Annotated in this window: 25 protein-coding genes; 13 read left to right on the top strand and 12 right to left on the bottom strand. The window is 68.3% G+C overall.

The window, feature by feature from the left end; all coding sequences use genetic code 11:
- The first annotated feature begins 714 nt into the window (after positions 1-714).
- The 4 genes from ACPCUW_RS10530 to ACPCUW_RS10515 all read left to right on the top strand — a co-directional run bounded on the left by ACPCUW_RS10530 (position 715) and on the right by ACPCUW_RS10515 (position 5311).
- Positions 715-1719: a GGDEF domain-containing protein gene (locus ACPCUW_RS10530; RefSeq protein ID WP_063017525.1), complete on the top strand. Its 1005-nt coding sequence runs from the start codon at positions 715-717 to the stop codon at positions 1717-1719.
- Between the two features lie 93 nt (positions 1720-1812).
- A complete protein-coding gene (locus ACPCUW_RS10525) occupies positions 1813-2634 on the top strand; it encodes a DUF1542 domain-containing protein (protein ID WP_423424800.1) in 822 nt (273 codons plus the stop codon).
- Positions 2635-2687: 53 nt separating this feature from the next.
- Positions 2688-4016 carry a phosphatase PAP2 family protein gene (locus tag ACPCUW_RS10520; protein WP_423424525.1) on the top strand — a complete coding sequence of 443 codons (1329 nt, stop codon included), beginning with the start codon at positions 2688-2690 and terminating at the stop codon, positions 4014-4016.
- The gene (locus ACPCUW_RS10515) at positions 4013-5311 is read left to right on the top strand and encodes a glycosyltransferase family 87 protein (RefSeq protein WP_423424524.1); all 1299 of its coding nucleotides are present in this window, start codon (positions 4013-4015) and stop codon (positions 5309-5311) included. The genes ACPCUW_RS10520 and ACPCUW_RS10515 overlap by 4 nt, the downstream gene beginning before the upstream one ends.
- On the opposite strand, the gene ACPCUW_RS10510 is transcribed toward ACPCUW_RS10515, so the two are convergent.
- Both ACPCUW_RS10510 and ACPCUW_RS10505 read right to left on the bottom strand, forming a co-directional pair.
- Positions 5299-6114 (bottom strand): Fpg/Nei family DNA glycosylase, encoded by an 816-nt coding sequence (locus ACPCUW_RS10510; protein WP_104366660.1) that lies wholly within the window; start codon positions 6112-6114, stop codon positions 5299-5301. The genes ACPCUW_RS10515 and ACPCUW_RS10510 overlap by 13 nt on opposite strands.
- A gap of 69 nt (positions 6115-6183) precedes the next feature.
- Entirely contained in the window at positions 6184-6654 is a 471-nt protein-coding gene (locus ACPCUW_RS10505; protein WP_062962784.1) for a ribose-5-phosphate isomerase, read from the bottom strand.
- Between the two features lie 73 nt (positions 6655-6727).
- Here ACPCUW_RS10505 and ACPCUW_RS10500 point away from each other — a divergent pair, with 73 nt between their 5' ends.
- A complete protein-coding gene (locus tag ACPCUW_RS10500) occupies positions 6728-7795 on the top strand; it encodes a M48 family metallopeptidase (protein ID WP_051755048.1) in 1068 nt (355 codons plus the stop codon).
- 46 nt (positions 7796-7841) lie between these two features.
- Here ACPCUW_RS10500 and ACPCUW_RS10495 read toward each other — a convergent pair whose 3' ends face one another.
- Positions 7842-8498 (bottom strand): DsbA family protein, encoded by a 657-nt coding sequence (locus ACPCUW_RS10495; RefSeq protein WP_423424523.1) that lies wholly within the window; start codon positions 8496-8498, stop codon positions 7842-7844.
- Positions 8499-8654: 156 nt separating this feature from the next.
- Between ACPCUW_RS10495 and ACPCUW_RS10490 the strand changes: the two genes are divergently transcribed.
- From ACPCUW_RS10490 to ACPCUW_RS10480, 3 genes are all read left to right on the top strand, one after another.
- Positions 8655-9875, top strand: a complete 1221-nt coding sequence (locus ACPCUW_RS10490) for an NAD(P)/FAD-dependent oxidoreductase (RefSeq protein WP_423424522.1) — start codon at positions 8655-8657, stop codon at positions 9873-9875.
- Positions 9876-9972: 97 nt separating this feature from the next.
- Positions 9973-10374: a YciI family protein gene (locus tag ACPCUW_RS10485; RefSeq protein ID WP_030512701.1), complete on the top strand. Its 402-nt coding sequence runs from the start codon at positions 9973-9975 to the stop codon at positions 10372-10374.
- Between the two features lie 11 nt (positions 10375-10385).
- A complete protein-coding gene (locus ACPCUW_RS10480; RefSeq protein WP_423424520.1) occupies positions 10386-11672 on the top strand; it encodes an RNA polymerase sigma factor in 1287 nt (428 codons plus the stop codon).
- Between the two features lie 69 nt (positions 11673-11741).
- On the opposite strand, the gene ACPCUW_RS10475 is transcribed toward ACPCUW_RS10480, so the two are convergent.
- Positions 11742-12566, bottom strand: coding sequence for a phosphoribosylaminoimidazolesuccinocarboxamide synthase (locus ACPCUW_RS10475; protein ID WP_030512699.1), 825 nt, complete (start codon positions 12564-12566; stop codon positions 11742-11744).
- 222 nt (positions 12567-12788) lie between these two features.
- Between ACPCUW_RS10475 and pepN the strand changes: the two genes are divergently transcribed.
- The 3 genes from pepN (at position 12789) to ACPCUW_RS10460 (ending at position 16781) form a co-directional block, all read left to right on the top strand.
- Positions 12789-15383, top strand: a complete 2595-nt coding sequence (gene pepN, locus ACPCUW_RS10470; RefSeq protein WP_423424518.1) for an aminopeptidase N — start codon at positions 12789-12791, stop codon at positions 15381-15383.
- Positions 15384-15562: 179 nt separating this feature from the next.
- Positions 15563-16180 carry a ClpP family protease gene (locus tag ACPCUW_RS10465; RefSeq protein ID WP_063017515.1) on the top strand — a complete coding sequence of 206 codons (618 nt, stop codon included), beginning with the start codon at positions 15563-15565 and terminating at the stop codon, positions 16178-16180.
- A 10-nt stretch (positions 16181-16190) separates the two neighbouring features.
- Positions 16191-16781, top strand: coding sequence for a ClpP family protease (locus tag ACPCUW_RS10460; RefSeq protein WP_039777002.1), 591 nt, complete (start codon positions 16191-16193; stop codon positions 16779-16781).
- 49 nt (positions 16782-16830) lie between these two features.
- On the opposite strand, the gene ACPCUW_RS10455 is transcribed toward ACPCUW_RS10460, so the two are convergent.
- The 5 genes from ACPCUW_RS10455 to ACPCUW_RS10435 all read right to left on the bottom strand — a co-directional run bounded on the left by ACPCUW_RS10455 (position 16831) and on the right by ACPCUW_RS10435 (position 20388).
- Positions 16831-17322, bottom strand: coding sequence for a helix-turn-helix domain-containing protein (locus tag ACPCUW_RS10455; protein ID WP_423424517.1), 492 nt, complete (start codon positions 17320-17322; stop codon positions 16831-16833).
- Positions 17323-17482: 160 nt separating this feature from the next.
- Positions 17483-17929 (bottom strand): DUF5130 domain-containing protein, encoded by a 447-nt coding sequence (locus ACPCUW_RS10450; protein WP_104364151.1) that lies wholly within the window; start codon positions 17927-17929, stop codon positions 17483-17485.
- Between the two features lie 10 nt (positions 17930-17939).
- Complete coding sequence (locus tag ACPCUW_RS10445) at positions 17940-18218, bottom strand: hypothetical protein (protein WP_030512693.1); 279 nt, start codon at positions 18216-18218, stop codon at positions 17940-17942.
- Between the two features lie 50 nt (positions 18219-18268).
- The gene (locus ACPCUW_RS10440) at positions 18269-19852 is read right to left on the bottom strand and encodes a glycoside hydrolase family 13 protein (protein ID WP_423424799.1); all 1584 of its coding nucleotides are present in this window, start codon (positions 19850-19852) and stop codon (positions 18269-18271) included.
- 131 nt (positions 19853-19983) lie between these two features.
- Positions 19984-20388, bottom strand: coding sequence for a globin (locus ACPCUW_RS10435; RefSeq protein ID WP_030512691.1), 405 nt, complete (start codon positions 20386-20388; stop codon positions 19984-19986).
- Between the two features lie 344 nt (positions 20389-20732).
- On the opposite strand from ACPCUW_RS10435, the gene ACPCUW_RS10430 reads away from it, so the two are divergent.
- Positions 20733-21452: an HNH endonuclease gene (locus ACPCUW_RS10430; RefSeq protein ID WP_227462928.1), complete on the top strand. Its 720-nt coding sequence runs from the start codon at positions 20733-20735 to the stop codon at positions 21450-21452.
- A gap of 117 nt (positions 21453-21569) precedes the next feature.
- Positions 21570-22511 (top strand): NAD-dependent epimerase/dehydratase family protein, encoded by a 942-nt coding sequence (locus tag ACPCUW_RS10425; RefSeq protein ID WP_423424515.1) that lies wholly within the window; start codon positions 21570-21572, stop codon positions 22509-22511.
- Positions 22512-22526: 15 nt separating this feature from the next.
- On the opposite strand, the gene ACPCUW_RS10420 is transcribed toward ACPCUW_RS10425, so the two are convergent.
- The 3 genes from ACPCUW_RS10420 to ACPCUW_RS10410 all read right to left on the bottom strand — a co-directional run.
- Positions 22527-23180 carry a hypothetical protein gene (locus tag ACPCUW_RS10420; RefSeq protein ID WP_063017531.1) on the bottom strand — a complete coding sequence of 218 codons (654 nt, stop codon included), beginning with the start codon at positions 23178-23180 and terminating at the stop codon, positions 22527-22529.
- A 32-nt stretch (positions 23181-23212) separates the two neighbouring features.
- Positions 23213-23686 (bottom strand): acyl-CoA thioesterase, encoded by a 474-nt coding sequence (locus ACPCUW_RS10415; protein ID WP_267888195.1) that lies wholly within the window; start codon positions 23684-23686, stop codon positions 23213-23215.
- A 142-nt stretch (positions 23687-23828) separates the two neighbouring features.
- The coding region (locus ACPCUW_RS10410; protein ID WP_423424512.1) for an NAD-glutamate dehydrogenase domain-containing protein at positions 23829-25885 on the bottom strand (2057 nt) is incomplete at its 5' end.

Raw genomic sequence — 25885 nt, 5'->3', positions numbered from 1 at the left:
CACTTCCGGAATGCCAATCGCACACCCGGTTTTCGCACGGCGCGTCCGCCGGACTGCGCACCGGCGCTCCCGGCTCCCTCCGCAGCCGGCCCACAGCGACTGCACAGCAACCGCGTCGGCCGGTCGAGGTGGCGCCTTCCGAGCGGTTCACGGCACGACCGCCGTCACCGCCGAAGGCAAGGTCGCCACCGGCGGTCGGGCGCACCCATCCGCCGCCTGTTCCCACACCTGGGCACAACCCGATGCCGCAGCGACCCCCTCCCACAGGCGGAGCATCGAACGTTCACTCCACGACCGAACCTCGCCAGCTCGCTGTGATACTCGTCACCAGCGACTCGCCGCCGCCGCTCGATCCGGTGCGATGTCGAGCCCTCTGGCCTGCGATAAGAACGATTCGCGAAGACGCGCCCACCCGCGGGTGAACGTCGGCGCCAACACACCGGGCGCGACACGCTGGGGCAAGGTGTAACGCCGCAGGCCCGGCGTCGATCACACTGCCGATCGCCATTCGCGACGTATCGGAACAGGTTGTAAAACAGCGTTTTTCGGTGCCGGGTGGCTTGCTAGGATCCTTTTTGCCGGACGGGGGTATCTGGAAAGGGGGCGGTGAGCGTGCGCCGAAGGTGTACTCGACCGCGAAGCAGTGAGCGCGTTCCGGAGGGCGTGACCGGCCGGAGCGCCGGCGTCGACGACGTCTGCGCGAGGTGATCGGCGATGCCTGCCGAACTCGACACGCAGACCGCCGCCATCGTGGCGGCGACGACACGGGACTGGGTTCGTGCCGTCTATCCCGGCAGCGGGCTGACAGTCGGTCCGGAACACCTCGAGCAGGTGTTCGCGGCCATCGTCGACGAATTGTTGAATCTTGCACAGTCCGAACCGTTTCCGGTATCCGCTGCCCGCGCGATCGGGCGACGGCTGGCCGAGGCGCCCCTGGACCGCACCCGCATGCTCGCTCCTGCCACCAGAGCGCTGCTGGGCTTCGCGCCGGGTGATTCCGGCTCCCTGGTGGCGACCCGGTGGCCGTTCGTGGCCAGCCATGCCATCGACAGCTATGCCGAGGCCCTGCAGCAGCGCGCCCTGGCCCAGCAGGAGCGGAATCTGACGGCGGCGGTTTCGGTGCGAGTGCAGGAGATCGCCGCACTGCAGGACCGGCTGCGGCACGAGGCGACGCACGACGCGCTCACCGACCTCGCCAACCGCTCCCTGCTGCAGGAGCGAGTGCGGCTGATGGCCACCGACCACACCCGCGGTGTCGGCTTGCTGCTGATCGATCTGGACGATTTCAAGCAGATCAACGACGGCTACGGCCATTCCGTCGGCGACGAGGTGCTGGTGGAGATCTCGCGGCGGCTGCGGGCGGCCTGCCCGGACGAAACGGTCGTATGCCGCTACGGCGGCGACGAATTCGTCATCGCCCTGCCCGCCCGCCGCAATACGCTCGCCGAGGTGGCGATGCGCGTGCTGACCGCCCTGCACGATCCGGTACCGACCGATGCCGGGCCGGTGCCGGTGTCCGCGAGCGTCGGCACGGCGTTCTCCCCGCCCGGACGTCCGTGCGACTTCTCCGATCTGCTGCGCAGCGCGGACCGGGCGATGTACTCGGCCAAGACGGCCGGCAAGCGGCAGTTCGCACTGTCCGAACTGAGCGATTCCGACGGCGAGCCGGGCGGTTACGGCGCCGCCCGACTCGACTACGACGCGGCTGTCGCAGGCTGAGAGCAAGCCTCGGGCAAACCGTCGACGCGTACCCTGGTCGATGTGTGGCTCCTGCTGATTCTTCTGGTCGTCGTGCTGATCGCGTTCGTCGCGATGGCGGTCGCGGGGCGTTCGAACCAACGCACCCGGGAGAACAACCAACTCGCCGACGCGAAGGCCGACGCCCGCCGGTTGATCGAACGCCTCGGCGGCCAGGTCTACAACCTCACGGGCACCGATCAGGCCTCCAAGCAGGCGCTCGCGGATGCGGGTGAACGGCTCAACGCCGCCGGCTCGCAGATCGATCAGGCCACCACCGTCACCCAGGCGCGGCTGGCAAAGGAAACCGCGATCGAGGGCCTGTACTACGTGCGCGCGGCGCGGACCGCGATGAATCTCGACCCCGGCCCACCGGTCCCCGAACTGGACGGGCAGCGGTCCGCCGGACGCGTCACCGAGGACCGCACCGTCGACTTCGACGGTCGCCGCATCGAGGCGTCGCCCACACCCTCCCCGCAAACTCCGAACTACTACCCGGGCGGCCGGGTCGCCGGTCGTCCGGTGCCGGCCGGCTGGTACTCCGAGCCGTGGTGGAAGACCGCACTGGTGGCCGGCGCCTGGGGCGTGGGCTCGGTGCTGCTGTTCGACGCGCTGTTCGGCGGCATGCACGGCGTCGGTTACGGCGCGGCCGGCTTCGAAAACGGTTACGGCGCAGGGTATGACGCCGGATTCGACGCGGGGCAGGACGCCGGTCAGGATCCCGGGCAAGGCTTCGACGGCGGTGACCAGGGCGGATACGACACCGCCGGATACGACGGCGGCGGCTACGACCAGGGCGGCGGCTACGACGGTGGTGGCTTCGACGGGGGCGGCTTCTTCGACGGCGGGGGTGGCTTCGACGGGGGCGACTTCGGCGGATTCGACGGAGGTTTTTAGCTTTCCGGTAACCGGAAGTTGCGCCTCCGTTTACGTTGTGTTATCGATCTTCAGTGTTGATCGACCACGAGGCGAGGGTAGTTCCCTCGTCGTCGTTATCCGGGGGTGGGAAAAAGCCCCGACTACGGGCCGCTGCCGCATTCGCCGCCGCTGTGGCCCTGCTCACCATCGCCCAGGTGTGGGCATCCGACCACGGCGCCCTCGGGCCCTTTCGTAGTCTCCTCGCCGATTACGCGGCCGATCCGCAGTCGGCGTTCGTCTCCTGGGCGGGGCTGGGCCTGGCCTGTGTCGGTGTGCCCGCGCGCATCCGGGTCGTCAGCCTCGCCTCGGCGGCGGTGCTGGACCTGCTGGTACTCGGCGTGCAGGCGCTGTGCGGCTGGCACCTTTCGATCGGAACCGGACCCACGCTCGTCTTGACCGCGCTGGCGCTGACCGTCGCCCGGTGGCATGGCCGGCCACGGCGGATCGCCCTGCGCGCCATCGCCTTCGGCGTGTTGCTGATCATGGCCTCGAAGCTCGCCGATACCTGGCTGCTGGTGAGCATATCCGCCGGTCCCCGCGTACTGGATCAGTACGTGCAGTATGCCGATCGGGCACTGGGAGATCCGGCCTGGGTGGTGGGCAGCATGCTCGACACCGCGGGCCCGATTCCGTCGAATGTGTTGCACGCGGTGTACATCCAATTGCCGGCGGCGGCCGTGGTGGTCGCGGTCTGGCAGCTGCGCCACGTGACGACGAAACCGTGGCCGCGGCACAACCTGCTGCTCACATTCCTGGCACTGGGCATCGTCGGGCCGCTCGTCTACGTACTGTTTCCCGTGGTCGGCCCGGTCTTCGCCTACGGTCCACTCGGCCACGGCCTGCAGATCGGCGACTGGCCGCATACGGTGCCGGTGATATCCGGCACCCCGGCGCCGATGCTCTTCGATTCCGGCACCGCTCGCAACTGCATGCCGTCGATGCACACCGCTTGGGCCACAGCGCTGTTCGTTCATTCCCGCTCCGGGCCGCGGTGGCTGCGCTGGGGCGGGGCGGTGTGGCTGGTATGCACGCTGCTGGCGACGCTGGGCTTCGGCTACCACTACGGCTGCGATCTCGTGGCGGGGGCGGTCCTGTGCCTGACCGTGGAATCCGCACTGCGCGAACCCGAACGCGGCTGGGACGGCCACCGGATCCGGATGGTGACGCTCGGCGCCGGGGTTTTCGCGGGGCTGCTGCTGTCCTATCGTTTCCTCGCGGAGACCATGGCCGCCCACCCGCTGCCGTCCGGACTCGCCGTCCTGGCCGCGCTGGCCGCCGTGATCTCCCTCTTCTACACGACGTGGTTCGCCGCGCCCGAGCGCCGAACGGCGAACATCGAAAGGTCGGTCTCAGCTTCATGATCACGGTGCGGACGGAGCGGCGCCAACTGCTCCGCCACCAGCATTCGGACGACACGAGATATTTCCCCCGCATTCCGATCGTGATCGGAATTCTGCTCTCGGTGTCGGCCGCCCTGCTCATCTCGGCGCTGCACGGTTTCCTCGATCTGCAGGTCTATCGGGTCGACACCCTGGCCTGGTTGCACCGCGGCGCACTGTACGGTCCGCCGCTCCCGGTGGCCGGCCATACCGACCTGCCGTTCACCTATCCCCCGTCGGCGGCGGTACTGATGGCGCCACTGGCCGTAATGCCGCTCTGGCTGGCGGAGATCGCGGTGACGGCCAGTTCGCTGGCCTGTCTGTCGGTGACCGTCTGGCTCGTGCTCTCCCGGATCCGGCCCGATCTCAGCCCCCGGTCGAAAGCAACCCTGACCACCCCCGTCGTCATCGCGATGGCGGCACTCGAACCGGTGCACACGACGCTGTGGTTCGGGCAGATCAACATCATCCTGATGGCCGCGGTGGCGCTGGACTGCCTGACCGTGAAACCCCGCTGGCCCCGAGGAGTGCTGATCGGCATCGCGGCCGTCACGAAACTGACTCCGGCGGCCTTCGTGCTGTATCTGCTGATCCGCCGGGACTGGAAGGCGGCGGGAACGGCGGTGGCGACCGCCGCGGGAGTGGTGCTCGCCGGATTCGTGCTGTTCCCGCGGACGTCCACGCAGTACTGGCTGCACGCGATCGTCGAAACCGGGCGCATCGGCGCGCCCTACTACGCCGGTAACCAGTCCCTCAAAGGCATGATCTATCGACTCGGCCTGCCCGAATCCGCGGCCGTGGCGGTTTGGCTCGGACTCGGGCTCGCCGTCGTCGCCGCCGGCGCGGTCGCGATGCACCTGCTCCTGCGCGCCGAGCGCACCGCCGACACCGGCCCGCTCGCATCCGGGAATTCCCCCGCGATCACGAAATTCTCGGTCGCGGCCCTGCTGCTGAATGCCGCAGTGCTGCTACTGGTTTCGCCGGTCTCATGGACCCATCACTGGGTCTGGGTGGCGCCCGCACTGGTGACCGCCGCCCTGTGGTCCGCGAGCAGATCCGCGGCGGCGTTGGCCGGCGCGATCGCCGCCGTCACCGCCCCGTTCCTGATCGGACAGGTGCTGGTGCCGGGCGGCGGGGACCGGGAGCTCGACTGGAATTGGTGGCAGCACCTGCTGGGCAATACCTACGTCCTCGTCGCCGTCGCGCTGCTCGGACTCGCGCTCACGCGTCTGCTCCGGCGCCGCGCCCCGGCGATACCGGCTGCTCAGTCCGGCTGACAGGTGGGGCACCAGAACAGGTTTCGCCCCTCGAGCACGGCATGGGCGACGGTGGTTCCACAGATCCGGCAGGGCTCTCCGGCACGCCGATAGACGTAGGTGCGGGGTTTGCCGACCGCATAGGACGGCGCGCCGCGGTCGTGTTCGGGGCGCACCACCACGATGGCGCCCCGGCGCACGCCGACCTTCATCAGCGCGACCAGGTCCGCCCACAGCGCCTCCCACTCCCCGGCCGTGATCGCGCGGCCGGGGCGTTGCGGTGACATGCCGTGCCGGAAGAGCACTTCCGCGCGGTAGACATTGCCCACGCCCGCCACCACCGACTGATCCATCAGCAGCGCCGCGATCGACCGGTTCGAGCGGCGGATCCGCTGCGCCGCCCGATCGGGATCGGCATCGCGCCGCAGCGGATCCGGCCCGAGCCTGGCGGTGAGGACGTCGACTTCCGGTCCGTGCAGGACCTCGCACGCGGTCGGCCCGCGCAGATCGGTCCCGTACAGCGTGGTCGCCGACTTCCCGGCGCCGATCATCCGCATCCGCACCTGGCCGACCGGGTCGCTCAGGGGCGCGGGCGATTCGGTGAAGGTGCCGTAGAGACCGAGGTGCACATGGACCACCAGGCCCGAATCGTAATGGTGCAGAAGGTGTTTACCCCACGCCTCGGCCTTGGTCAGCGTGGCTCCGTCGACCAGGGCGGCACCGTCGGCGAAGCGCCCCTGCGGACTGGATACCCGCACGACACCGCCCGCGAAACGCTGCTGATGCAGCTTCGCCAGGCGATGCAGCGTATGCCCCTCAGGCATCGACCGAATTCCGTTCCACTCCCACCGGCCCGCGGCCGGACGGCGCCGCCCGGCCCGGTTCGGTACCTGCTAGCTCTGCACCGCCGGCGGCTGACCGGTCTTCTCGTATTCGGCGATGATGTCGATGCGCCGCTGATGCCGCGCCTCGTCCGACCACGGCGTCGCCAGGAACGCATCGATGATCGCGAAGGCCTCCTCGGTGCTGTGCATCCGGCCGCCGATGCCCATGAGCTGCGCATTGTTGTGCTCACGAGCCAGTTTCGCGGTCTCCACGCTCCAGGCCAGCGCACAACGCGCGCCCGGAACCTTGTTCGCGGCGATCTGCTCGCCGTTACCGCTGCCACCGAACACGATGCCGAGGCTGCCCGGGTCGGCGACGACGCGACGGGCGGCGTCGATGCAGAAGGCCGGGTAGTCGTCGACGGCGTCGTACTCGTGGGCTCCGCAGTCGACCACGTCGTGGCCGGCCTGCGTCAGATGATCCTTCACTTGGTTCTTCAATTCGAAGCCGGCATGGTCGGCACCCAGGTATACGCGCATGGCTGAGATTCTGTCAGGTGGGTGGTTTCGCTCCACATGGGGTCGTTTCCCGATCCTCTATAGAGTTCAGCCCATGCAGTCCGAAGATCAGTGGGCCGATCAGTCACCACAGCAGGGGCGCGGACCGGGGTGGAATCCGGTGACCGGTATGGCGGGGTGGGATCCTCGGCTGGGACCGCCGGGATGGGGTCCGCAGCAAGCGTTTTCGCCGCCGCACATCCCTCCGTACCAACCGACGCGGGGACTGTCCCCGTGGGGTATGCCGGCCCGGCACAGCTGGGAGATCCCGCTGCTGATCGTCGTGATTCTGGCCACCGTCAGCGGATATCTGATCGCGCTGCTGTTCCTGCTCGTCGGTGCGGTGAACTATTACGTCCTGCTGCTGATCCTCGCGCCGCTGCTGCTGTGGTTCGGCCGCGGCACCAATTATTCGATGCAGCGGCTCAATGCCGTGAAGATGTCGCCCACCCAGTTCCCGGAGGGATACCGGATGGTGGTCGAGGCGGCCGCGCGCTTCGGCATGGCGACCGTCCCGGATGCCTACGTGGTCCTGGGCAACGGGCAGATCAACGCCTTCGCCTCGGGACACGGATTCCGCCGCTACGTTGTCGTCTACAGCGATCTGTTCGAGATCGGCGGTCAGGCTCGTGACCCCGACGCGCTGGCCTTCATCATCGGCCACGAGGTCGGACATATCGCGGCCGGCCATGTGTCGTACTGGCGCCAGCTGGGCATGTTCCTCGTGCCGTTCCTGCCGATCATCGGCAACTCGCTGATTCGCGCGCAGGAGTACACCGCCGACAATCACGGTTTCTGCAACCGTCATCTCGGCGCTCCGGGCGCGATGAAAACCCTTGCGGGCGGCAAATACCTGAACTCGCTGGTCGATTTCGACGAGATGGCCGACCGCGCGCCACAGGACAAGGGGTTCTTCGTCTGGATGGTCAACGCCATGTCCTCGCATCCGGTGCTGACCTGGCGGATGTGGGCGCTTCGCGACCGCAGCCGGCACGGGCGGATGTTCCTGCGGCCGAGCGGTCCGCCGGCGGCCCCGCCGCCGCCGATGCCACCGGCCGGACCGCCCGTCCAGATGGGCAGCTACCCCGGATACGGCGAAGTTCCGGGGCTGCCGCCGCGGTAGCCGTGCGCCCGGCACGGGGCGCGCGGCGCCCCGTGCCGTCGATGCACTAGTCGAACTGCGGGTCCTCGGTACGGGTCCGCTTGAGCTCGAAGAAGTGCGGGTAGGACGCCAGGGCGACCGCCCCGTCCCACACCTTCCCCGCCTCCTCGCCGCGCGGGATCCGCGACAGCACCGGGCCGAAGAAGGCGGTGTCGTTGATGTGGATGGTCGGCGTGCCGACATCCGGCCCGACCTTGTCCATGCCGGCGTGGTGGCTCTTGCGCAGCGCCTCGTCGTAGTCGGTGCTCGTAGCTGCCTCGGCCAGTTCGGCGGGCAGCCCCACCTCGGCGAGAGCGTCGGCGACGACCGCGGCCAGGGTGTCGGCCTGGTTCTCGCGCTCGTACTCCTCCCGGCGATTGTGGATACGGGTGCCCATCGCGGTGTACAGCGGTGAGAGCACCTTCTCACCGTGCTGCTCGGCCGCGGCGATGGCCACCCGGACCGGCCCCCACGCCGATTTCATCATCTCGACGTAGCGCTCGGGGAGGTCCTCACGGCCCTCGTTGAGCACGGCCAGGCTCATGACGTGGAAGTGCGTGTCGATATCGCGGACCTTCCCGACCTCCAGAATCCAGCGCGAGGTGATCCAGCACCACGGGCACAGCGGATCGAACCAGAAATCGACGCGGTCCCTGGAACCGGCGGTGGTCGTCTGATCGCTCACATTTCGTCCCTTCGAAGAAGCAGTGGGGAGGCCGCACGCCACCCGCCCTCAGCATTGGTCAACGCCGCGAAGTTGGCGATATTTCCCGATCGCCGCGGGATCGCACAGTAGGGTCGGATGCGACCCTGGTTGCCCGCTGCCCGGAGGTTTTCCCCAATGCCCACAGATTCCAGGTTCGTCATCGTCGGTGGCGGTCTGGCCGCCGCGAAGCTGGCGGAGTCGTTGCGCGACAACGATTTCGACGGCGCCATCACGTTGATCGGCGAGGAGGCGCAGCTACCCTACGAGCGGCCGCCACTGTCGAAGGAACATCTGCTCGGCAAGAAATCGCTCGCCGATTTCACCGTGCACACCGAGCAGTGGTATCGCGATCACGAGGTCGAACTGCTGCTCGGGACCACCGTGACGGCCATCGACCGCTCGTCGAAAACGGTTGCGCTGCCGGACGGTTCGACCCGGCCCTACGACAAACTCGCCCTCGCCACGGGCTCGCGCTCGCGTCGATTGCCGATCCCCGGCGCCGATGCCGAGGGCGTGCACATGTTGCGCACGATCGGGCAGTCCGATGCGCTGATCTCACTGTTCGGCTCGGCTCGGCGGCTGGTCGTCGTCGGCGCGGGCTGGATCGGCCTGGAGGTCACCGCGGCCGCGCGCACCGCAGGTCTCGAGGTGACCGTCCTGGAGGTCGGCGTGGTTCCCCTGCAGGGCGCGCTCGGCGAGGAGATGGGCGCGGTCTTCGGCGAGTTGCACCGCGCGCACGGCGTCGACCTGCGCTGTGGCGTGAAGGCCGCCGAGATCGTGACCGCCGACGGGAAGGCCACCGGCGTCCGGCTCGACGACGACACGGTCGTGGACGCCGATGCGGTGCTGATCGCGGTCGGCGCCCGGCCGAATATCGAACTGGCCGCCGACGCGGGTCTCGCGGTCGAGGGCGGCGTGCTGGTGGACGAGAGCCTGGCCAGCAGCGATCCCGATATCGTCGCGGTGGGCGATATCGCCGGCCAGCAGCATCCGGTGCTCGGGCAGCGAGTGCGGGTCGAACACTGGGCCACCGCCCTCAATCAACCGGCCGTGGCGGCGCTGACGATGCTCGACCGGCCCGCGACCTACGATCGGCTGCCGTACTTCTTCACCGACCAGTACGACCTCGGCATGGAGTACACCGGTTTCGTCGCGCCGGGCGCGACCACGTCCGTGGTGGTGCGCGGCGACACCGCGAGCCGCGAATTCGTCGCCTTCTGGCTGGACCAGGGCAATCGCGTGCTGGCGGGGATGAACGTCAACGTCTGGGACGTCACCGATCGGATCAAGGAACTGATCCTCGGCGGCGAACCGGTGAATCCGGACGCGCTGGCCGACACGAGCACCACATTGTGACCACAGTCACAGCCGAGGTAGGTCGAGGAGTCGCGGCCCGCTCCGACCCGACCGTGAGCGCGCCGCGGTGGCGCGCCGGCGAGCCGAGGAGATCATCGTGAAGTACATGCTGCTCAAGACCTACCGCCCCGCCGCGCACTGCGATACTCCGATCGGCGAATGGCCGCCCGAGGACATCGCGGCCCATATCGAATTCCAGCGCGCGCTCGGTGCGGCACTGCGCGAATCGGGCGAGCTGGTCGACGCCCAGGGCCTGGCATTTCCGGATCAGGCCCGCATCGTCAGCGCCGACGGGCGGTCCGCGCCGGTGGTCACCGACGGTCCGTTCCCGGAGACCAAGGAATTCCTGGCGGGCTACTGGATCGTCGACGTGGACAGCGCCGATCGGGCGTTGGAGATCGCCGCGCAGGCATCGGCCGCACCGGGCCCGGGCGGCACACCCATCGGTGAATACATCGAGGTGCGCGCGGTGATGGATGCCCCGGCGACCGAAGCCTGAGCCGCCGAGCCATGCCCGGATCACAGGTACCGGCCGTCCCTGTCGGGCAGCCGTCGGAACGCGATGCGCGGCGCGGCGAGTCCGCACAGGAGGTCGCGCTGCTCCTGCGTGAGGTCGCACCGGTCGTGCTGGGAATTCTGGTGCGCCGATACGGCGATTTCGATGCGGCCGAGGACGCGGTGCAGGAAGCGATGCTCGCCGCGGTCACCCGGTGGCCGGACAAGGGCTACCCGGACAATCCGCGGGCATGGCTGCTCCAGGTCGCGCAGCGGCGATTGATCGACTCGGTGCGCGCGGAGATCGCACGCCGCACTCGCGAGACGACGGTCGCCCTGCGGGACGTGCCACCCGCGGAGACGGATCCGGCCGCCGATGACACATTGACGTTGCTGCTGCTGTGCTGCCACCCCGCATTGTCGCCCGCCAGTGCGATCGCGGTGACGCTGCGCGCGGTGGGCGGTCTCACCACCGAGGAGATCGCCCGGGCCTTCCTGCTGCCGGAAAGCACCATGGCCCAGCGTATTTCACGCGCCAAGAAGCGGCTCGCCGCACTGCCGCGCCCGTTCGCCGAGTCCGCTGGGGCCCCGGAAGAATGGGGGCCGCGACTCGGGCCGGTCCTGCATGTGCTGTACGTGATGTTCACCGAGGGGCATACCGCGACCGGCGGCTCCCGGTTGTTCCGCACCGATCTCGCGGCGGAGGCTATCCGCCTGGCCCGCAAGGTCCACCGGCTGCTCCCGGACGATCCGGAGGTCACGGGGCTGCTCGCGCTGATGCTGCTCACCGACGCCCGCCGCGCGGCACGCCTGGGCCCCAGCGGTGAATTGATTCCGCTGGCCGAACAGGACCGCACCCGCTGGGACTGCGAACGTGCCCGGGAGGGAATGCGGCTGGCGACGACGGCGGTCGAGGCGGGATTGGGCGGTCCGTATCGTGTCCAGGCCGCGATCGCCGCACTGCATACCCGGGCGCCGAGCGCCGAGGAGACCGACTGGGCGCGAATTCTGCTGCTGTACAACGTCTTCGAACGGCTGTCGGACAATCCGATGGTGAGCCTGAACCGCGCCGTGGCGGTGGCCATGGTGCACGGGCCCGCCGCCGGACTGGAGTCGGCGAACGCGCTGGCGGATCGCCTGCGAGGCAGCCATCGACTCGAGGCGGTACGGGGACATCTGCACGAGATGGCGGGTGATCGCGCGGCGGCGATCGAGTCCTATACGGCAGCGGCTCACCTGACCACGAGTACGCCCGAGCGCGACTACCTCATGCTGCGCGCGGCCGAGCTGCGCGCATCGTAGCCGGCGGGCGCTCGCCGATCATCGAAACTCGATGCGACCCAACCGGTTCCGAACACGAAGCGACCGATCTCACGACCAGGTGTTGCCGGTGATGCGCTGATAGGCATCCATGTACTTCTCGCGGGTCACGGCCACGACATCGGCGGGAATCTCCGGGCCGGGCGGCTCCTTGTCCCAGCCGGTGGAGGTCGCCCAGTCGCGGACGAACTGCTTGTCGAACGAGCGCTGCGCGCGACCGGGCTCCCATTCGTCGGCCGGCCAGAACCGCGACGAATCGGAGGTCAGGACCTCGTCACCGAGAGTGAGAACATCACCGTCCCAGCCGAATTCGACCTTGGTGTCCGCGATGATCACCCCGCGCCCCGCGGCGTGCTCGGCGCCGCGGGTGTAGATCTGCAAGGTCAGGTCGCGCAGTTTCTCGGCGACCTCGCGACCCTCCTGATTCACCACATCGTCGAAGGTGATCGGCTCGTCGTGTCCCGCGGACGCCTTGGTGGTGGGGGTGAAGATCGGCTCGGGAAGTTTGTCGCCCTCCCGCAGCCCGCCGGGCAGCGCCACCCCGGAGACCGCGCCGGTGCGGCGGTACTCCTGCAGGCCGGAGCCGACCAGGTAGCCGCGGGCGATGCACTCCACCTGCACCATCTTCAGCGGTCGCACGCGCACCGCCCGCCCGGCGAATTCGTCGGGCACGTCGGTGGTCGAGAGCACGTGGTTGGGCACATCGGAGAAGTAGTCGAACCACCAGTTCGACAACTGGGTGAGCAGCGCGCCCTTGTCCGGAATCGGCGTCGGCAGCACCACGTCGTAGACCGAGACCCGATCGGAGGCGACCAGAATCAGCGATTCCCCGTCCTCGTAGAGATCGCGCACCTTACCGGCGTGGATGTGCTTCACCGGCCCTCCTCGCTTCGCTGTCCGCCGCACACGAACGCCCAGCCTACCGAGCGCCCCGGCGGGCCCGGACGCTCGGTGGCGTGGCGCGCGGCGTTTCGTCACGCACGGGGTGCGGATACACGGTCGGCCCAGCCGTGCGGTCGCGAACGTGGCATTCTGAGCACCGTCAGCGACTGCATCCGCAGCGTGGTTCACACGACCGGTCCGAGCGAAGGAGTCTCCTTGTCTGCACCGAACCTCACCCGCGACCAAGCCATCGCGCGGGCCGCGACGATCAGTGTGGAGAACTATCGCGTCGAACTCGACCTCACCGGGCAACCGACCGGTCCCGCGGCCACCGCCGGCGAGACGTTCTTCTCGCGCTCCACCGTCACGTTCACCGCCGCCCCGGGCGCGCAGACCTTCATCGACATCGTCGCCGCGGGTGTGCGTTCGGCCGTACTCAACGGCACCGAACTCGACGTTTCCGGCTACGACGAGTCCGAGGGCCTCACCCTCACCGATCTGGCCGAGAACAACGTCCTGGTGGTCGAGGCCGACTGCGTGTACTCGCACACGGGTGAGGGCCTGCACCGCTTCGTCGATCCGACCGACGACAAGGTCTATCTGTACTCGCAGTTCGAAACCGCCGACGCCAAGCGGATGTTCGCCTGCTTCGACCAGCCCGACCTCAAGGCGACCTACGACATGACGGTCACCGCGCCCGCCGACTGGGAGGTGATCTCCAACGGCGCCGCGACCGCCACCCGCACCGTCGGCGAGGTGGTCGAGCACACCTTCGCCACGACGCCGCGGATGAGCACCTATCTGGTCGCGCTGATCGCCGGGCCGTACGCCAAGTGGATCGATGTGTACACCGACGATCAGTCCACGATCCCGCTCGGCATCTACTGCCGCGCCTCGCTCGCCGAATTCATGGACGCGGAACGGCTTTTCACCGAAACCAAGCAGGGCTTCGCGTTCTACCACCGCAATTTCGGTGTCCCCTATGTGTTCGGGAAATACGATCAGCTGTTCGTTCCCGAGTTCAACGCCGGCGCGATGGAGAACGCCGGCGCGGTGACGTTCCTCGAGGACTACGTGTTCCGGTCCAAGGTCACCCGGGCCTCCTACGAGCGTCGCGCCGAGACCGTGCTGCACGAGATGGCGCATATGTGGTTCGGCGATCTCGTCACCATGAAGTGGTGGGACGATCTGTGGCTGAACGAGTCGTTCGCCACGTTCGCCTCGGTGCTGTGCCAGGCCGAGGCCACCGAATACACCGGCGCCTGGACGACTTTCGCCAATGTGGAGAAGTCGTGGGCGTACCGGCAGGATCAGCTGCCCTCCACCCATCCCATCGCCGCCGACATTCCGGACCTGGCGGCCGTGGAGGTCAACTTCGACGGCATCACCTACGCCAAGGGCGCCTCGGTACTCAAGCAGCTGGTGGCCTACGTGGGGCTGGAGCCGTTCCTGGCCGGGCTGCGGGACTACTTCGCCGCACACGCCTTCGGCAACGCCACCTTCGACGATCTGGTCGGCGCGCTCGAAAAGTCCTCCGGGCGTGATCTTTCCGGCTGGGGCGCGCAGTGGCTCAAGACCACCGGCCTCAACACGCTGCGTCCCGACTTCGAGGTCGACGCCGACGGGAAATTCACCCGATTCGCGGTCGTGCAGGGCGGTGCCGAACCCGGCGCCGGCGAACACCGCGTGCATCGCCTCGCCATCGGCGTCTACGACGACCGCGACGGAAAGCTGGTGCGTACCAAGCGGGTCGAACTCGATCTCGACGCCGCCGAGCGCACCGAGGTCGCCGAGCTGGTCGGCGTCGAGCGCGGTCAGCTGGTGCTGGTGAACGACGACGACCTGACCTACTGCTCGCTTCGCCTGGATCCACAATCGCTCGACACCGTGGTCGCGCGCATCGCCGATATCGCCGAATCCCTGCCGCGCACGCTGTGCTGGTCGGCGGCATGGGAGATGACGCGGCAGGCGGAGATGCGGGCACGGGATTTCGTGGCGCTGGTGCAGCGCGGGATCGGCGCCGAAACCGAAATCGGTGTGGTGCAACGGCTTCTGATGCAGGCACAGACCGCCCTGGCGAGCTACGCCGACCCCGAGTGGGCCGATCAGACCGGATGGCCGGCCTTCGCCGATCGGCTCCTGGAACTGGCTCGTGCGGCCGAACCGGGTTCGGACCATCAGCTGGCCTTCGTCAACGCCCTCACCGCCGCGCGCCTGTCGCCGTGGCACAGCGAAGTGCTGGGCACGCTGCTGCTGGACTCCGATCCCGCCGCGGTCGAACTGCCCGGGCTCGCGGTGGACACCGATCTGCGCTGGCGGATCGTGCAGGCGCTCGCGGCGGCCGGTCAGCTCGATGCCGAGAGCACCGACACCCCGGTCATCGACGCCGAACTCGAGCGTGATCCCACCGCCGCGGGCCGGCGCCAAGCGGCCGCGGCCGCCACCGCCCGGCCGCAGGCCGAGGTCAAGGAGAAGGCGTGGCGGACGGTGATGGACGACGACTCCGTCCCGAACATCACCGCCCGCGCCATCGTCGGCGGCTTCGCTCCCATCGGCCAAGGCGAACTGCTCGCGTCCTATGTGCAGCGCTACTTCGACGAGATCGCCTCGGTGTGGGAACGCCGCTCCAGCGAGGTCGCGCAGACCGTCGTGGTCGGCCTCTACCCGCACTGGGCCATCAGCGAGGAAGCCGTGGCTGTGGCCGACAAATTCCTCGCCGATGAGCATCCGCCGGCCCTGCGCCGCTTGGTGATCGAGGGCAAGGCGGGAATCGAACGCTCGCTGCGCGCCCGCGCCGCCGACATCGCCTGAGTCCGGTTGCCCGTGGTGGTGCGGTCGCCACCACGGGCCCGGAATCGGGGCGTGCCGGCTCGGCTCGAGATCTGAGGGATGCGCAGCCTCGGCCGCGCATCGACTGCCGCTGCTGTGGGCAGATCTGCTGACAGCAGCATGGCGGGCGCGTGCCGGGTCCGCTGCGGCACGGTGGGCGTATGGCTCACGACGACAACAAGATTCCGTTGTTCAGTTGGCGGTCGCGCGAGCAGCTGCTCAGCCGCCGCATCCTCGTCCTCGACGGCGGGCTCGACGACGACAACGGCACGCTGCTCACGACCCAGATGCTCACCCTCGCGGCCGAAGACCCCGACGCCGACATCTCACTGTGGATTCACTCGCCGGGCGGGTCGGTGCCGTCGATGCTCGCGATTCGCGACGTGATGCGACTGGTGCCGTGCCGGGTGTCGACGCTGGCGCTCGGATTGGCCTGCAGCGCAGGACAATTCCTGCTCTCGGCCGGAACTCGCGGCCGCCGCTACGCTCTGCCGCACGCCCGCATCCTCATGCATCAGGGGTCGGCGGGCATCGGCGGCAGCGCGGGCGAGGTGGAGGTGCAGGCCGACGATCTGCGCCACACCGTGAACACCGTGCTCGGACTGATCGCCGAGGACACCGGGCAACCGTTCGACCGCATCTACGAGGATTCACTGCACGACCGCTGGTTCACCGCGACCGAGGCCCGGGAGTACGGCTTCATCGACCACATCGTCGACTCCTTCGACCAGGTCATCCCGCAGCGCCAGCGCATCGGAATCTCGGCCGGGAACGCATAGGGGGCACGACATGACCAGCTACACCATTCCCAATGTCATCGCGCAGCATCCGCGCGGCGAGCGGATCATGGACGTCTACTCGCACCTGCTCACCGAGCGCATCGTCTACCTCGGCACGCCGATCGATTCCGGGGTGGCGAATGCACTGATCGCGCAGATGCTGCATCTGGATGCCGAGAGCGCGGGCCAGGAGATCAACCTCTACATCAACTGCGAGGGCGGCGATCTGTCGGCGATGCTGGCGATCTACGACACCATGCAGCACATTTCGTCGCCGGTGGCGACCACCTGTGTCGGCCAGGCCATCGCGGTCGGCGCGGTGCTGCTGGCCGGCGGCGCGGCGGGCCGGCGGGCGATGCTGCCGCATGCGCGCGCCGTCCTGCATCAGCCGGCGACCCGCGGACAGGGAGCGATCCCCGATCTCATCATCCAGGCCGACGAACTCGTCCGGATGCGCGCCGAAATCGAGACGATCCTGTCCCGCCACACGGGCCAGGACGTCGCGACGCTACGACACGACACCGATCGCGACCGGGTGTTCACCGCGCAGGCAGCGGTGGAATACGGTTTGGCCGACACCATCCTCGGCGCCCGGACCTGACCGGATCGCGGTGAGCGCTCGCCGGTCCCCAGTGCGGCGCGGCGCGGACTCAGGCGGCGCGGGCGAACATGGTGGGGCCGGCCGGTGGGCGGGCGGCCAGCGGGCGTACCGGCGCCAGGCGAGTGGCACGCAGCAGGTCGGCGGCGATCTCCGCGGTCAGTTCGCCCAATGTGGTGCCGAGCGCACCGGCGAGCGCGGCGATCATCTCGCTCGAAGGTTCCTTGCGACCGCGTTCGATCTCCGACAGATACTGCGGTGAAATCCCGGCTCGGCCCGCCGTTTCGGTCAACGTCTCGCCGTGGTCGTGGCGCAGTTCGCGCAACCGTTCGCCGAGTACCTCACGCCACAGCGGTTCCCGGGCGGTGCGGGACTCCCGAGGCCGGCCGGGGCGCGACGGCACCGAACGCAGCACGTCTCGCTGCGGTCGAGGATCGGTTTCGGCCGGCGGTGCGGACTCTGCCGCAGTGTCCGCACCGGTCGAGGACGGGGACTCGAGGTCACGTCCGCCGGGGATCGAATGCAGTTGCGGATACTCGGCCATGCGGTGAGCCTACGGCCACCGGCGGGCCGGGACCGCTCGCTTACGCTCACAGCGTATTTCGGGTCGTCCGCATACAGCCGCACCCCTCCCCGGTTGTTCCGGGAAGGGGTGCGTGGCCCTGATGCGAACCGGCGCGAGCGTGCCGATCAGTGCGAACGAATCAGCTCGGGCGCCCGATCGCGGACGCCATCACGCGGACGGCGGAGACGACTCCGTCGATGAGCTGGCCCTGCCGCAGCGACGCGAGCGCCGCGGTGACGCCCAGCTGGCAGACCCGGTCGTTCACGCGGTCGGCGACATCGCGACCGGAACGAACCTCGACCGCCTTGTCGTTGGGCGAGACGGCGATGAGCACCGAACGGGCCGCCTCGGGGGTCGACGGAAACACCGCGTCGGCGCCGGCGGCGGCATCCACGCCCAGATCGCCGATGTAGATGTTGAACCGGACCTTGGTAGTGCGGGTCGCCTCGGTGAGGGTGTTGTCCATCAGCAGCCGCTCATGATCGTTGAACGGCGCTTCCTTGAACACGTCACCGGCTTCGTGCACGCCGGATACCCGGCCGCTGGGGGTGATGGCGTACCCGTGCGGCAGGGTGGACGGGTCCACCACAGGCCAATTAGAAGTTGCCACTTGCCCGGCCTCCAATCAGATCTGCCCCGGTGGATTCGATGGCCGCATGGTGCCCATGCGACGACTCAGCGACACCGTGACCGAATGCGGTCACCTCATCGGTCGCGCTCCACAGCACCGGCTCCGCGGTCCACTTCTTCCCGAGGTCGTAGTGGACCGGCTTCTCGCCGGGCAGCGGTTTGCCGAGGAACGACAGTCCGGCGATCACCGCGTAGATCACCAGCGGGATGCCGAGAAAGATCAGCACTGTTTCGAGAATGCTCACGGATCAACGGTAGACGATCGTGGTTTGCCGCTCCGCGCCGAGCCGTCGTGTCACACCAACCAGGCCGCGGACTCCGGTGCGAGCAGGCCCTCGTGCAGCGGCACGCTCGTCAGCAGCACCGTGCCCGGCGGCAGTGCGATCGGGTCCGCGGAGGCGTTGAGCACACAGATCAGTCCGCCCGGCCGGCGGAAGACGAGACAGCCGGGCGGCCCGCCGAGCCAGTCGACGGTATCGCCGTCGAATTCGTCTCGGGTGCGGCGCAGTCCGAGGGCGGTCCGATACAGCGACAGCGTCGAGGCGGGCGATTCGAGTTGTGCCGCCACGGTGCGATCGGCCCACTCCGGCGGAATGGGCAGCCAGGAGGCGGGGCCCTCGGTGAATCCGAAGGGCGGACGCACCCCCTCCCATGGGAGCGGCACCCGGCAGCCGTCACGCCCGCGTTCGGTGTGCCCGGAGCGTTCCCAGACCGGGTCGGCAAGCACGGCCTCGGGCAGGTCGTCGACATTCGGCAGCCCCAGTTCGGCGCCGTTGTAGACGAAAACCGCACCCGGAAGCGCGAGTTCGACCATGATCATCGCCCGGGCGCGAGCGATGCCGGACGCGCCGCCGCCGTAGCGGGTCACCTCCCGCTCGATGTCGTGGTTGGACAGCGTCCAGGTCGGGACGGCGCCGACCTGCGCCACCGAGTCCAGCGAATTCTCCGCTGCCGCACGAATTTTCACCGCGTCGAACGGCGTCTCGGCAAGCCGGAAATTGAAGGCGAGGTGCAGTTCGTCCGGACGCACGTACTCGCCGAAGCGGACGTTGTCCTCGACCCACACCTCGCCGATCGACACCGCGTCCGGATACTCGTCGACCACCTTGCGCAGCCGACGGTGGATGTCGTGGACCCCCGGATTGTTGAAGCGCGGATCGCTGTCGTCGTGCACCAGCAGTTTCGCGTCGGCGTCCGGCGTATGGGCCGCCGACGGGTCGGCGGAGAGGCCGACCGCGGCCACCACGGCCGGATCCAAATCGGGCAGTCCGGGCGGTTTGGCCATACCGTGCGCCACATCGATGCGGAAGCCATCGACGCCGCGATCGAGCCAGAACCGCATGGTCTGCTCGAAATCGGCGACCACCTCCGGATTGTCCCAGTTCAGATCCGGTTGTTCCGATGCGAACAGATGCAGATACCACTGTCCCGGCGTCCCGTCGGGCTCGGTGACGCGCGTCCACGCCGGCCCGCCGAAGATGCTGGGCCAGTTGTTGGGCGGTTGCGCACCGCCGGGCCCGCGACCGTCGCGGAAGATGTAGCGGGCTCGCTCGGCACTGCCGGGTGCGGCCGCCACCGCGGCGGCGAACCACGGGTGGCGGTCGCTGGTGTGGTTGGGCACCAGATCCATCGTCAACCGGATACCGCGTTCGTGGGCCTCGGCGATCAGCCGGTCCATCGTCGCCAGGTCACCGAAGAGCGGATCGATATCGCGCGGATCGCTCACGTCGTACCCGCCGTCGGCCATCGGCGACCGCATCACCGGACAGATCCACAGTGCGTCGACGCCGAGCAGTTCCAGATAGCCGAGCCGGTCGCGGATGCCGGCGAGATCGCCGATCCCGTCGCCGGAGGAATCGGCGAACGAGCGCGGATAGATCTGATAGAAGACCGCCGAACGCCACCACGGCGGCGTCGATTCCTCCGCGTGCCCGGCGACGACCCCCGCCGCGTCGAGCTCAGCCTGCTCCCCGGCCGATGACGATGTCACAGTCGTGTCCCCGGCTCGGCTCACATCGGGGAATTCATCAGCGAATTCGCGGCCATCTCCAGGTAGTCGAGCAGCGCACGCCGGTGTTCGTCGTCGAGAACGTCCGGCTCGATTTCGGCAATCGCGATATGCATGCAGCGCAACCACGCATCACGCTGAAGTGGTCCGATACTGAACGGCATATGCCGCATGCGCAGCCGCGGATGTCCGCGTTCGTCGGAATAGGTGCGCGGGCCGCCCCAGTACTGTTCGAGGAACATGCGCAACCGGCGCTCGGCCGGGCCGAGGTCCTGCTCCGGATACATCGGCCGCAGGATTTCGTCGGCGGCCACCTCCCGATAGAACGCCGCGACGATCCGCCGGAACGTTTCCGCCCCGCCGACCGCCTCGTAGAACGATGTCGCCGTCTGTTCGCCGGAAGTCATCGACCCTCTCGATCTGCTCGCCTGCCCGTATCCGCCCACCATTGTGCCCGCACCGCCCACGGACGGCCCACCCGTGCGGGAGCCGCCCGACGGTCACCGGCGGATCACGCGACGTTCAGACGACGGTCGCCGGAGGGACGGCAACACGGCAGATAATCGCCTCCGACACCGGTATCCGAGCACCGGATACCGAGCCGCACCGCGTCGACCACCGGCGATCCGCGTACCCGGCCCGAATTTCGGCACCGAAATCACTGTGCACACGGGCACGTTCCGTGGTCAACTTGGTGACAGTGTCTGCCGATCAGCACACGAACCGACCTAGCAGAATTCGGGGTCCATCAATGAAGCAGCGGCACGGCGCCCGGTCACACGAGGCGAGAACGCACCGACAACTCCAGCCCGCCGATGTCCACAATCGTGGGTCGGGGGCTACTCCGCTGCATATCCTCTCCGCATATTCCTCTCCGGGACATCCGTCCTCGTCACCGGGACGTTCGTCCCCGGGTGCGATCGCGCACCGAAATACCGAATCCGCAGCTACCGCCTGGGTGAAGAACCGGGTGCTGCTTCTGAATGCCACCTACGAGCCACTGACCGCACTGCCCGCCCGGCGGGCCATCGTGCTGCTGGTCTGTGACAAGGCCGATACCGTTCATCACAATCCCGAGGGCCCGGTCGTCCACTCCGCCGGCGCCTCGGTCGCGCTGCCGTCGGTCATCCGGCTGCGCAGCTACGTGCGGGTGCCCTACCGCGCCCGGGTCCCGATGACCCGGGCGGCACTGATGCATCGGGATCGTTATCGCTGCGCCTACTGCGGCGGAAAGGCCGAAACCATCGACCATGTCATTCCACGTAGTCGTGGGGGCGCGCACTCCTGGGAGAACTGCGTAGCCTCCTGCGCTCCCTGTAATCACCGCAAGGCCGACAAACTCCTGAGCGAGTTGGGCTGGACGCTCATGCACCCCCTGGTCTCGCCGACCGGGCCGCATTGGCGGTTGCTGTCGACCACGTCGGATCTGGATCCGGTGTGGTTGCAGTACTTGGGCGAGGGCGCTGCCTGACCCTTTCGCGGCGCAACGATCACAATAGTGAGCGCCGCTCTTGATTTCTCTACGGGCCTAGGGCAGACTCGTCCATGAACTCAAGAGCAGTGCTCACTGAAGTGATTGGAGCCCGCAATGTCGGATCTGCATGTCGTCACCGGAGCCGGACCCGTCGGCACCACGATCGCCGAACAACTCGCCGCCACCGGCGTGACGGTCCGCATCCTGACCCGGTCGGGCAGCGGTCCGGATCATCCGCTCATCGAGCGGCGCCCGGTGGACGTCAACGATCGGCACCAGCTCGCCGCCGCGGTCGACGGCGCCACCGCGATCTACCACTGCATCCACGCCTCGCGATACTCCGCACGGACCTGGCGGGCGGAACTGCCCGGCGCCGAACAGACGATCCTGGACGTCGCCGGACGCGCGGGCGCGGTCGTGGTGTTTCCGGAGAGCCTGTACTCCTACGGCCCGGTCGACCGGCCGATGACCGAAGATATGCCGCGCACCGCCGATTTCGGCAAGCCGGCGATCCGCGTGCAACTCCTGCGCGCCCGCGAAGCTTCGCCGACGCCGACGGTCAGTGTGGCGGCCTCCGATTTCATCGGGCCGCATGTGCGGACCTCGCATGCCGGTGACCGCATGGTGCCGAATATCTTGGCGGGCAAGACCGTTCAGATCTTCGGCAAGGCCGATCTGCCGCATTCGTTCACCTATATGCCCGATCTCGCCGCCGCCATGATCCGGGCGGCCGCGGACAGCTTCGTGTGGAACACCTTCCTGCACGCGCCGACCGCCCCGGCCGTCACGATGCGCGAACTGGTCGCCGCACTGGCCGAGGCGGCTCGGATGCCGATGCCGAAAGTTGTTGCGCTGCCCGGCTGGACGCTGCGCACGGCCGGCGTCGTGAGCTCGATGATGCGGGAGCTGGCGGAGATGAACTACCAGTTCGAGCGGCCCTTCCGGCTCGATTCCACGGACACTGAACGACTGCTCGGCCTGGCACCGACACCGCTGCCGGAGGTCGCGGCCGGAACGGTCGCGTGGTGGAAAACCGCGGTGGCGGAGGGAAAGTGAACGATGCGGCTCCGGTCACCCGGCCAGCAGCGGCCCGCTGCGACGACGGGCGACCGAGCCGTACCGGGCGTCCAGCCGCAGCCAGGTGCGGGTGGCGCGCACCCGCACGGTCTCGCTGGGCGCGATGCGCCGAGAGTCTGCTTCGCCTCCGGCGTGCGGAATGAAATCCATTGCGGTGAGCGCGAAGACGACTCGCATCGGCACCTCGACCCGCTCGTCGCCGCCGGTGACGGTCAGCACCGTCTGCTCCAGCAGCGAGGCCGGTGGGCCCTGCCCGCCACTGTGTTCGGCGGCCACCTGCGCGCCGCGTTCGGCGAGTTCGACCAGGCTCCGGGCCGGAACATCGTCGATATGGGCGAAGCCCACAGCAGGCGGCAGGGCGGTGCGCCAGGCCGAATCCATCGAATACCCCACCTCGATGCGCCCGTCGGCGCCGGGCCGCTCGAGTCCCGACAACGCGGCGTCGCCGGCGACGGTGACGTCCGCGACGTCCAGTTCGCCGACCACCGTGCGCGCGGCCAGTACCTCGAATCCGGTGGCCGTCCAGGCGGTGACGTAGCGATCGCCGCGGCGATGCAGCCGCACGACCGCAGCAGGATCCAGGCGGATCGCGTGGGTGAGAAAGGTTGCGAGATTCTCCCGCTCGGCGGGATCGGATATGCGCAGCATCGAACCGATGTCGTCCGTGAGTGTCGCCGCCGCTATTCGGCCCGCCACAGGCTCAGATAGTCCCGTTCGTCGTCGGTGAGCCGGCGCAGCCGCTGGGTGTCGATATCGAAGGCCGCGATCTGCGTGGTGGCGACGACGGCCGGCGGTGAATCCAGTGCCACGCCGTTCGCGCGGACCTCGTAGCCGATGGTGAAATCCACCGCGCGCAGCTGTTCGATCCACATCGCCACATCCAGCGGGGTGTCCTCGTGCCGGAGCTGGCCGCGGTAGCGGACGTGCAGATCTGCCAGCACACAGCCGGTACGCAGCCCGGCAGTGGGCCGCTCCCCCTCGAACAGCCACGGAATCCGCGCCTCTTCGAGCAGCGTCACCATGCGGGCATGGTTGATGTGCTGGAAGACGTCCATATCCGACCATCGGACATCGACCTTCGCGTGAAAACGTTTGGGCAGGACGACGGTGCCTCCCGCTCTGGGGGCTCCGTTCACCGAGCCGACACTGGTCACGCTGTTCACCTCCGATCGGATTACCGCCCCGCGCATCGTGTGGCGGTGCTGGCGCGGGCGGTCGAGCAAGCCGAAGTGGCGTCCGGCTCCGCGCCGGGACCGCTTCGGCTAACAAGTATGCAGTTCGCGGCGCAACCGCCGATCAGCGAGGCACCTCCGACTGGGCCCCCACCCCGCTGACCATGCTGCGGACCTGCCGCGCCGCCACCGAGAGGGTCGCCAGGTCGTGCGCTCCGGAGGCGAACAATTCCGACAGCGCCGCTCGCGCGCGGCCGAGCCGGGATTGGTTCTTCGACTCCCAGTACGCGATCTTCTCCTCCGCGGTCTCCTCGGGATCGCCGGCGGACAGCACGTCCAGGGTGAGCGACCGCAGTGACCCGTACATATCGTCGCGCAGGGCGAGCCGGGCCAGCGCGTGCCAGCGATCACCGCGCTCGAGATGGCTGACGGCCTGCAGCAGCCAGTCGATCTTGAGGTGCTCGTTGAGCGCGTAGTAGAGGGCGCCGACCTCCTCGCCACTGCGGTCGGTGATATCCGCGATATCGACGACATCGAGCAGCGGGAACAGGTTGAGCAGACCGAAGACCTCGGTGGCGAGGTCCTCCGGTACGCCACGCGAGACGATCTTGGCCGAAGCTTCGGACAGCGTGTCGAGGTGATGGCCGCGCAACCACCCCGGAACCTTCGGCGCGAGTTCGCGCACCGGACCGCTGTAGCGGTGGATTTCCGCACCGACCGCGACCGGCTGCGGGCGGTTGCTCAGCAGCCAGCGCGACGCACGGTCGAGGGTCCGCTTGGTTTCCAGCTCCAATTCGTCCTTCACCGCCGTCGGCACGTCGGCCGCGCGAATGCGCTCCCACAGCGAATGGAGGTCGAAGATCTGGCTGGTGGCCGCGAAGGCGCGCACCACATCCGTTGCGCTGGCGCCGATTTCCTCGTTGAGCCGGTGCGCGTAGGTGATGCCGCCGAGGTCGACCATCTCGTTCACCACCATGGTGGTGACGATCTCGCGGCGCAGCCGGTGGCGTTTGATGGCACCGCCGAATCGCTGCCGCAGCGCTGCCGGGAAGTACTTCGGCAACCGGGCGGCGAAGTACGCGCTGTCGGGCAGATCGCTGTCGAGCAGATCGGCCTTCAGCGACAACTTCACATGCGCCAGGAGATTCGCCAGTTCCGGCGAGGTGAGACCGGTCCCCGCCTCGGCACGGCGAGCGAGTTCCTTCGTGGAGGGCAGAGCCTCCAGTTCCCGATCCAGACCCCGCCGCTGTTCCAGGTCCTCGATCACCCGCATGTGCACGTTGAGCATGCGCGGCGCCTCGGTGCGCGACATCCCCATCAGGAAGTTCTGGGAGACGTTGTCCCGCAACACCATTTCCGATACGTCGTCGGTCATCGAGGCCAGCAGCGGATTGCGGTCGCCGACCGGCAGTTCGCCGGCGGAGACGACCCCGTCCAGCAGCACCTTGATATTGACCTCGTGGTCCGAGCAGTCGACTCCGGCGGAATTGTCGAGGGCGTCGGTATTGCATTTGCCACCGAGCTTGCAGAATTCGATGCGTCCCAGAGCGGTGACGCCGAGATTGCCGCCCTCCCCGATGACGCGCACGCGCAGATCGCTCGCATTCACGCGCACCGCGTCATTGGACTTGTCGCCGACATCGCCGTTCGATTCCGTACTCGCCTTGATGTAGGTACCGATTCCGCCGTTCCACAGCAATTGCACCGGTGCCCGCAGAATGGCCCGGATCATGTCCGGCGGAGACAGGTATACGACGTCCTCGTCGAGACCGAGGGCGCGCCGGATCTGCGGGCTCACCGGTACGGCCTTCACGGTGCGATCGAAGACGCCGCCGCCCTCGCTGATCAGCGACGTGTCGTAATCCGCCCACGACGACCGCGCCAACCCGAACAACCGCTTCCGCTCCGCGAACGACACCCCCGCCACCGGATCCGGATCGATGAAAATATGCCGATGATCGAACGCCGCCACCAACCGAATATGCTCCGACAACAACATCCCGTTACCGAACACATCCCCCGACATATCCCCGACACCCACCACCGTGAACTCCTCACGCTGGGTATCGACATTCATCTCCGCGAAATGCCGCTTGACACTCTCCCACGCACCCTTCGCGGTAATCCCCATCGCCTTGTGGTCATACCCCGCCGAACCACCCGACGCGAACGCATCACCCA

This window comes from Nocardia sp. AB354 (genome assembly GCF_049538315.1).
Lineage (GTDB): Bacteria > Actinomycetota > Actinomycetes > Mycobacteriales > Mycobacteriaceae > Nocardia > Nocardia nova.
Note: the sequence above shows the minus strand (reverse complement) of the source record. Positions and strands in the feature narration are given on the sequence as shown.

Excerpts from the sequence above, each read along its gene's own strand:
- ACPCUW_RS10490 (WP_423424522.1), top strand. The coding sequence starts at position 8,655 with ATGCCCACAGATTCCAGGTTCGTCATCGTCGGTGGCGGTCTGGCCGCC.
- ACPCUW_RS10525 (WP_423424800.1), top strand. The coding sequence starts at position 1,813 with ATGGCGGTCGCGGGGCGTTCGAACCAACGCACCCGGGAGAACAACCAA.
- ACPCUW_RS10425 (WP_423424515.1), top strand. The coding sequence starts at position 21,570 with ATGTCGGATCTGCATGTCGTCACCGGAGCCGGACCCGTCGGCACCACG.
- ACPCUW_RS10500 (WP_051755048.1), top strand. The coding sequence starts at position 6,728 with ATGCAGTCCGAAGATCAGTGGGCCGATCAGTCACCACAGCAGGGGCGC.
- ACPCUW_RS10460 (WP_039777002.1), top strand. The coding sequence starts at position 16,191 with ATGACCAGCTACACCATTCCCAATGTCATCGCGCAGCATCCGCGCGGC.
- ACPCUW_RS10530 (WP_063017525.1), top strand. The coding sequence starts at position 715 with ATGCCTGCCGAACTCGACACGCAGACCGCCGCCATCGTGGCGGCGACG.
- ACPCUW_RS10465 (WP_063017515.1), top strand. The coding sequence starts at position 15,563 with ATGGCTCACGACGACAACAAGATTCCGTTGTTCAGTTGGCGGTCGCGC.
- ACPCUW_RS10510 (WP_104366660.1), bottom strand. The coding sequence starts at position 6,114 with ATGCCTGAGGGGCATACGCTGCATCGCCTGGCGAAGCTGCATCAGCAG.
- ACPCUW_RS10515 (WP_423424524.1), top strand. The coding sequence starts at position 4,013 with ATGATCACGGTGCGGACGGAGCGGCGCCAACTGCTCCGCCACCAGCAT.
- ACPCUW_RS10505 (WP_062962784.1), bottom strand. The coding sequence starts at position 6,654 with ATGCGCGTATACCTGGGTGCCGACCATGCCGGCTTCGAATTGAAGAAC.
- ACPCUW_RS10420 (WP_063017531.1), bottom strand. The coding sequence starts at position 23,180 with ATGCTGCGCATATCCGATCCCGCCGAGCGGGAGAATCTCGCAACCTTT.
- ACPCUW_RS10435 (WP_030512691.1), bottom strand. The coding sequence starts at position 20,388 with ATGACTTCCGGCGAACAGACGGCGACATCGTTCTACGAGGCGGTCGGC.
- ACPCUW_RS10455 (WP_423424517.1), bottom strand. The coding sequence starts at position 17,322 with ATGGCCGAGTATCCGCAACTGCATTCGATCCCCGGCGGACGTGACCTC.
- ACPCUW_RS10430 (WP_227462928.1), top strand. The coding sequence starts at position 20,733 with ATGAAGCAGCGGCACGGCGCCCGGTCACACGAGGCGAGAACGCACCGA.
- ACPCUW_RS10480 (WP_423424520.1), top strand. The coding sequence starts at position 10,386 with ATGCCCGGATCACAGGTACCGGCCGTCCCTGTCGGGCAGCCGTCGGAA.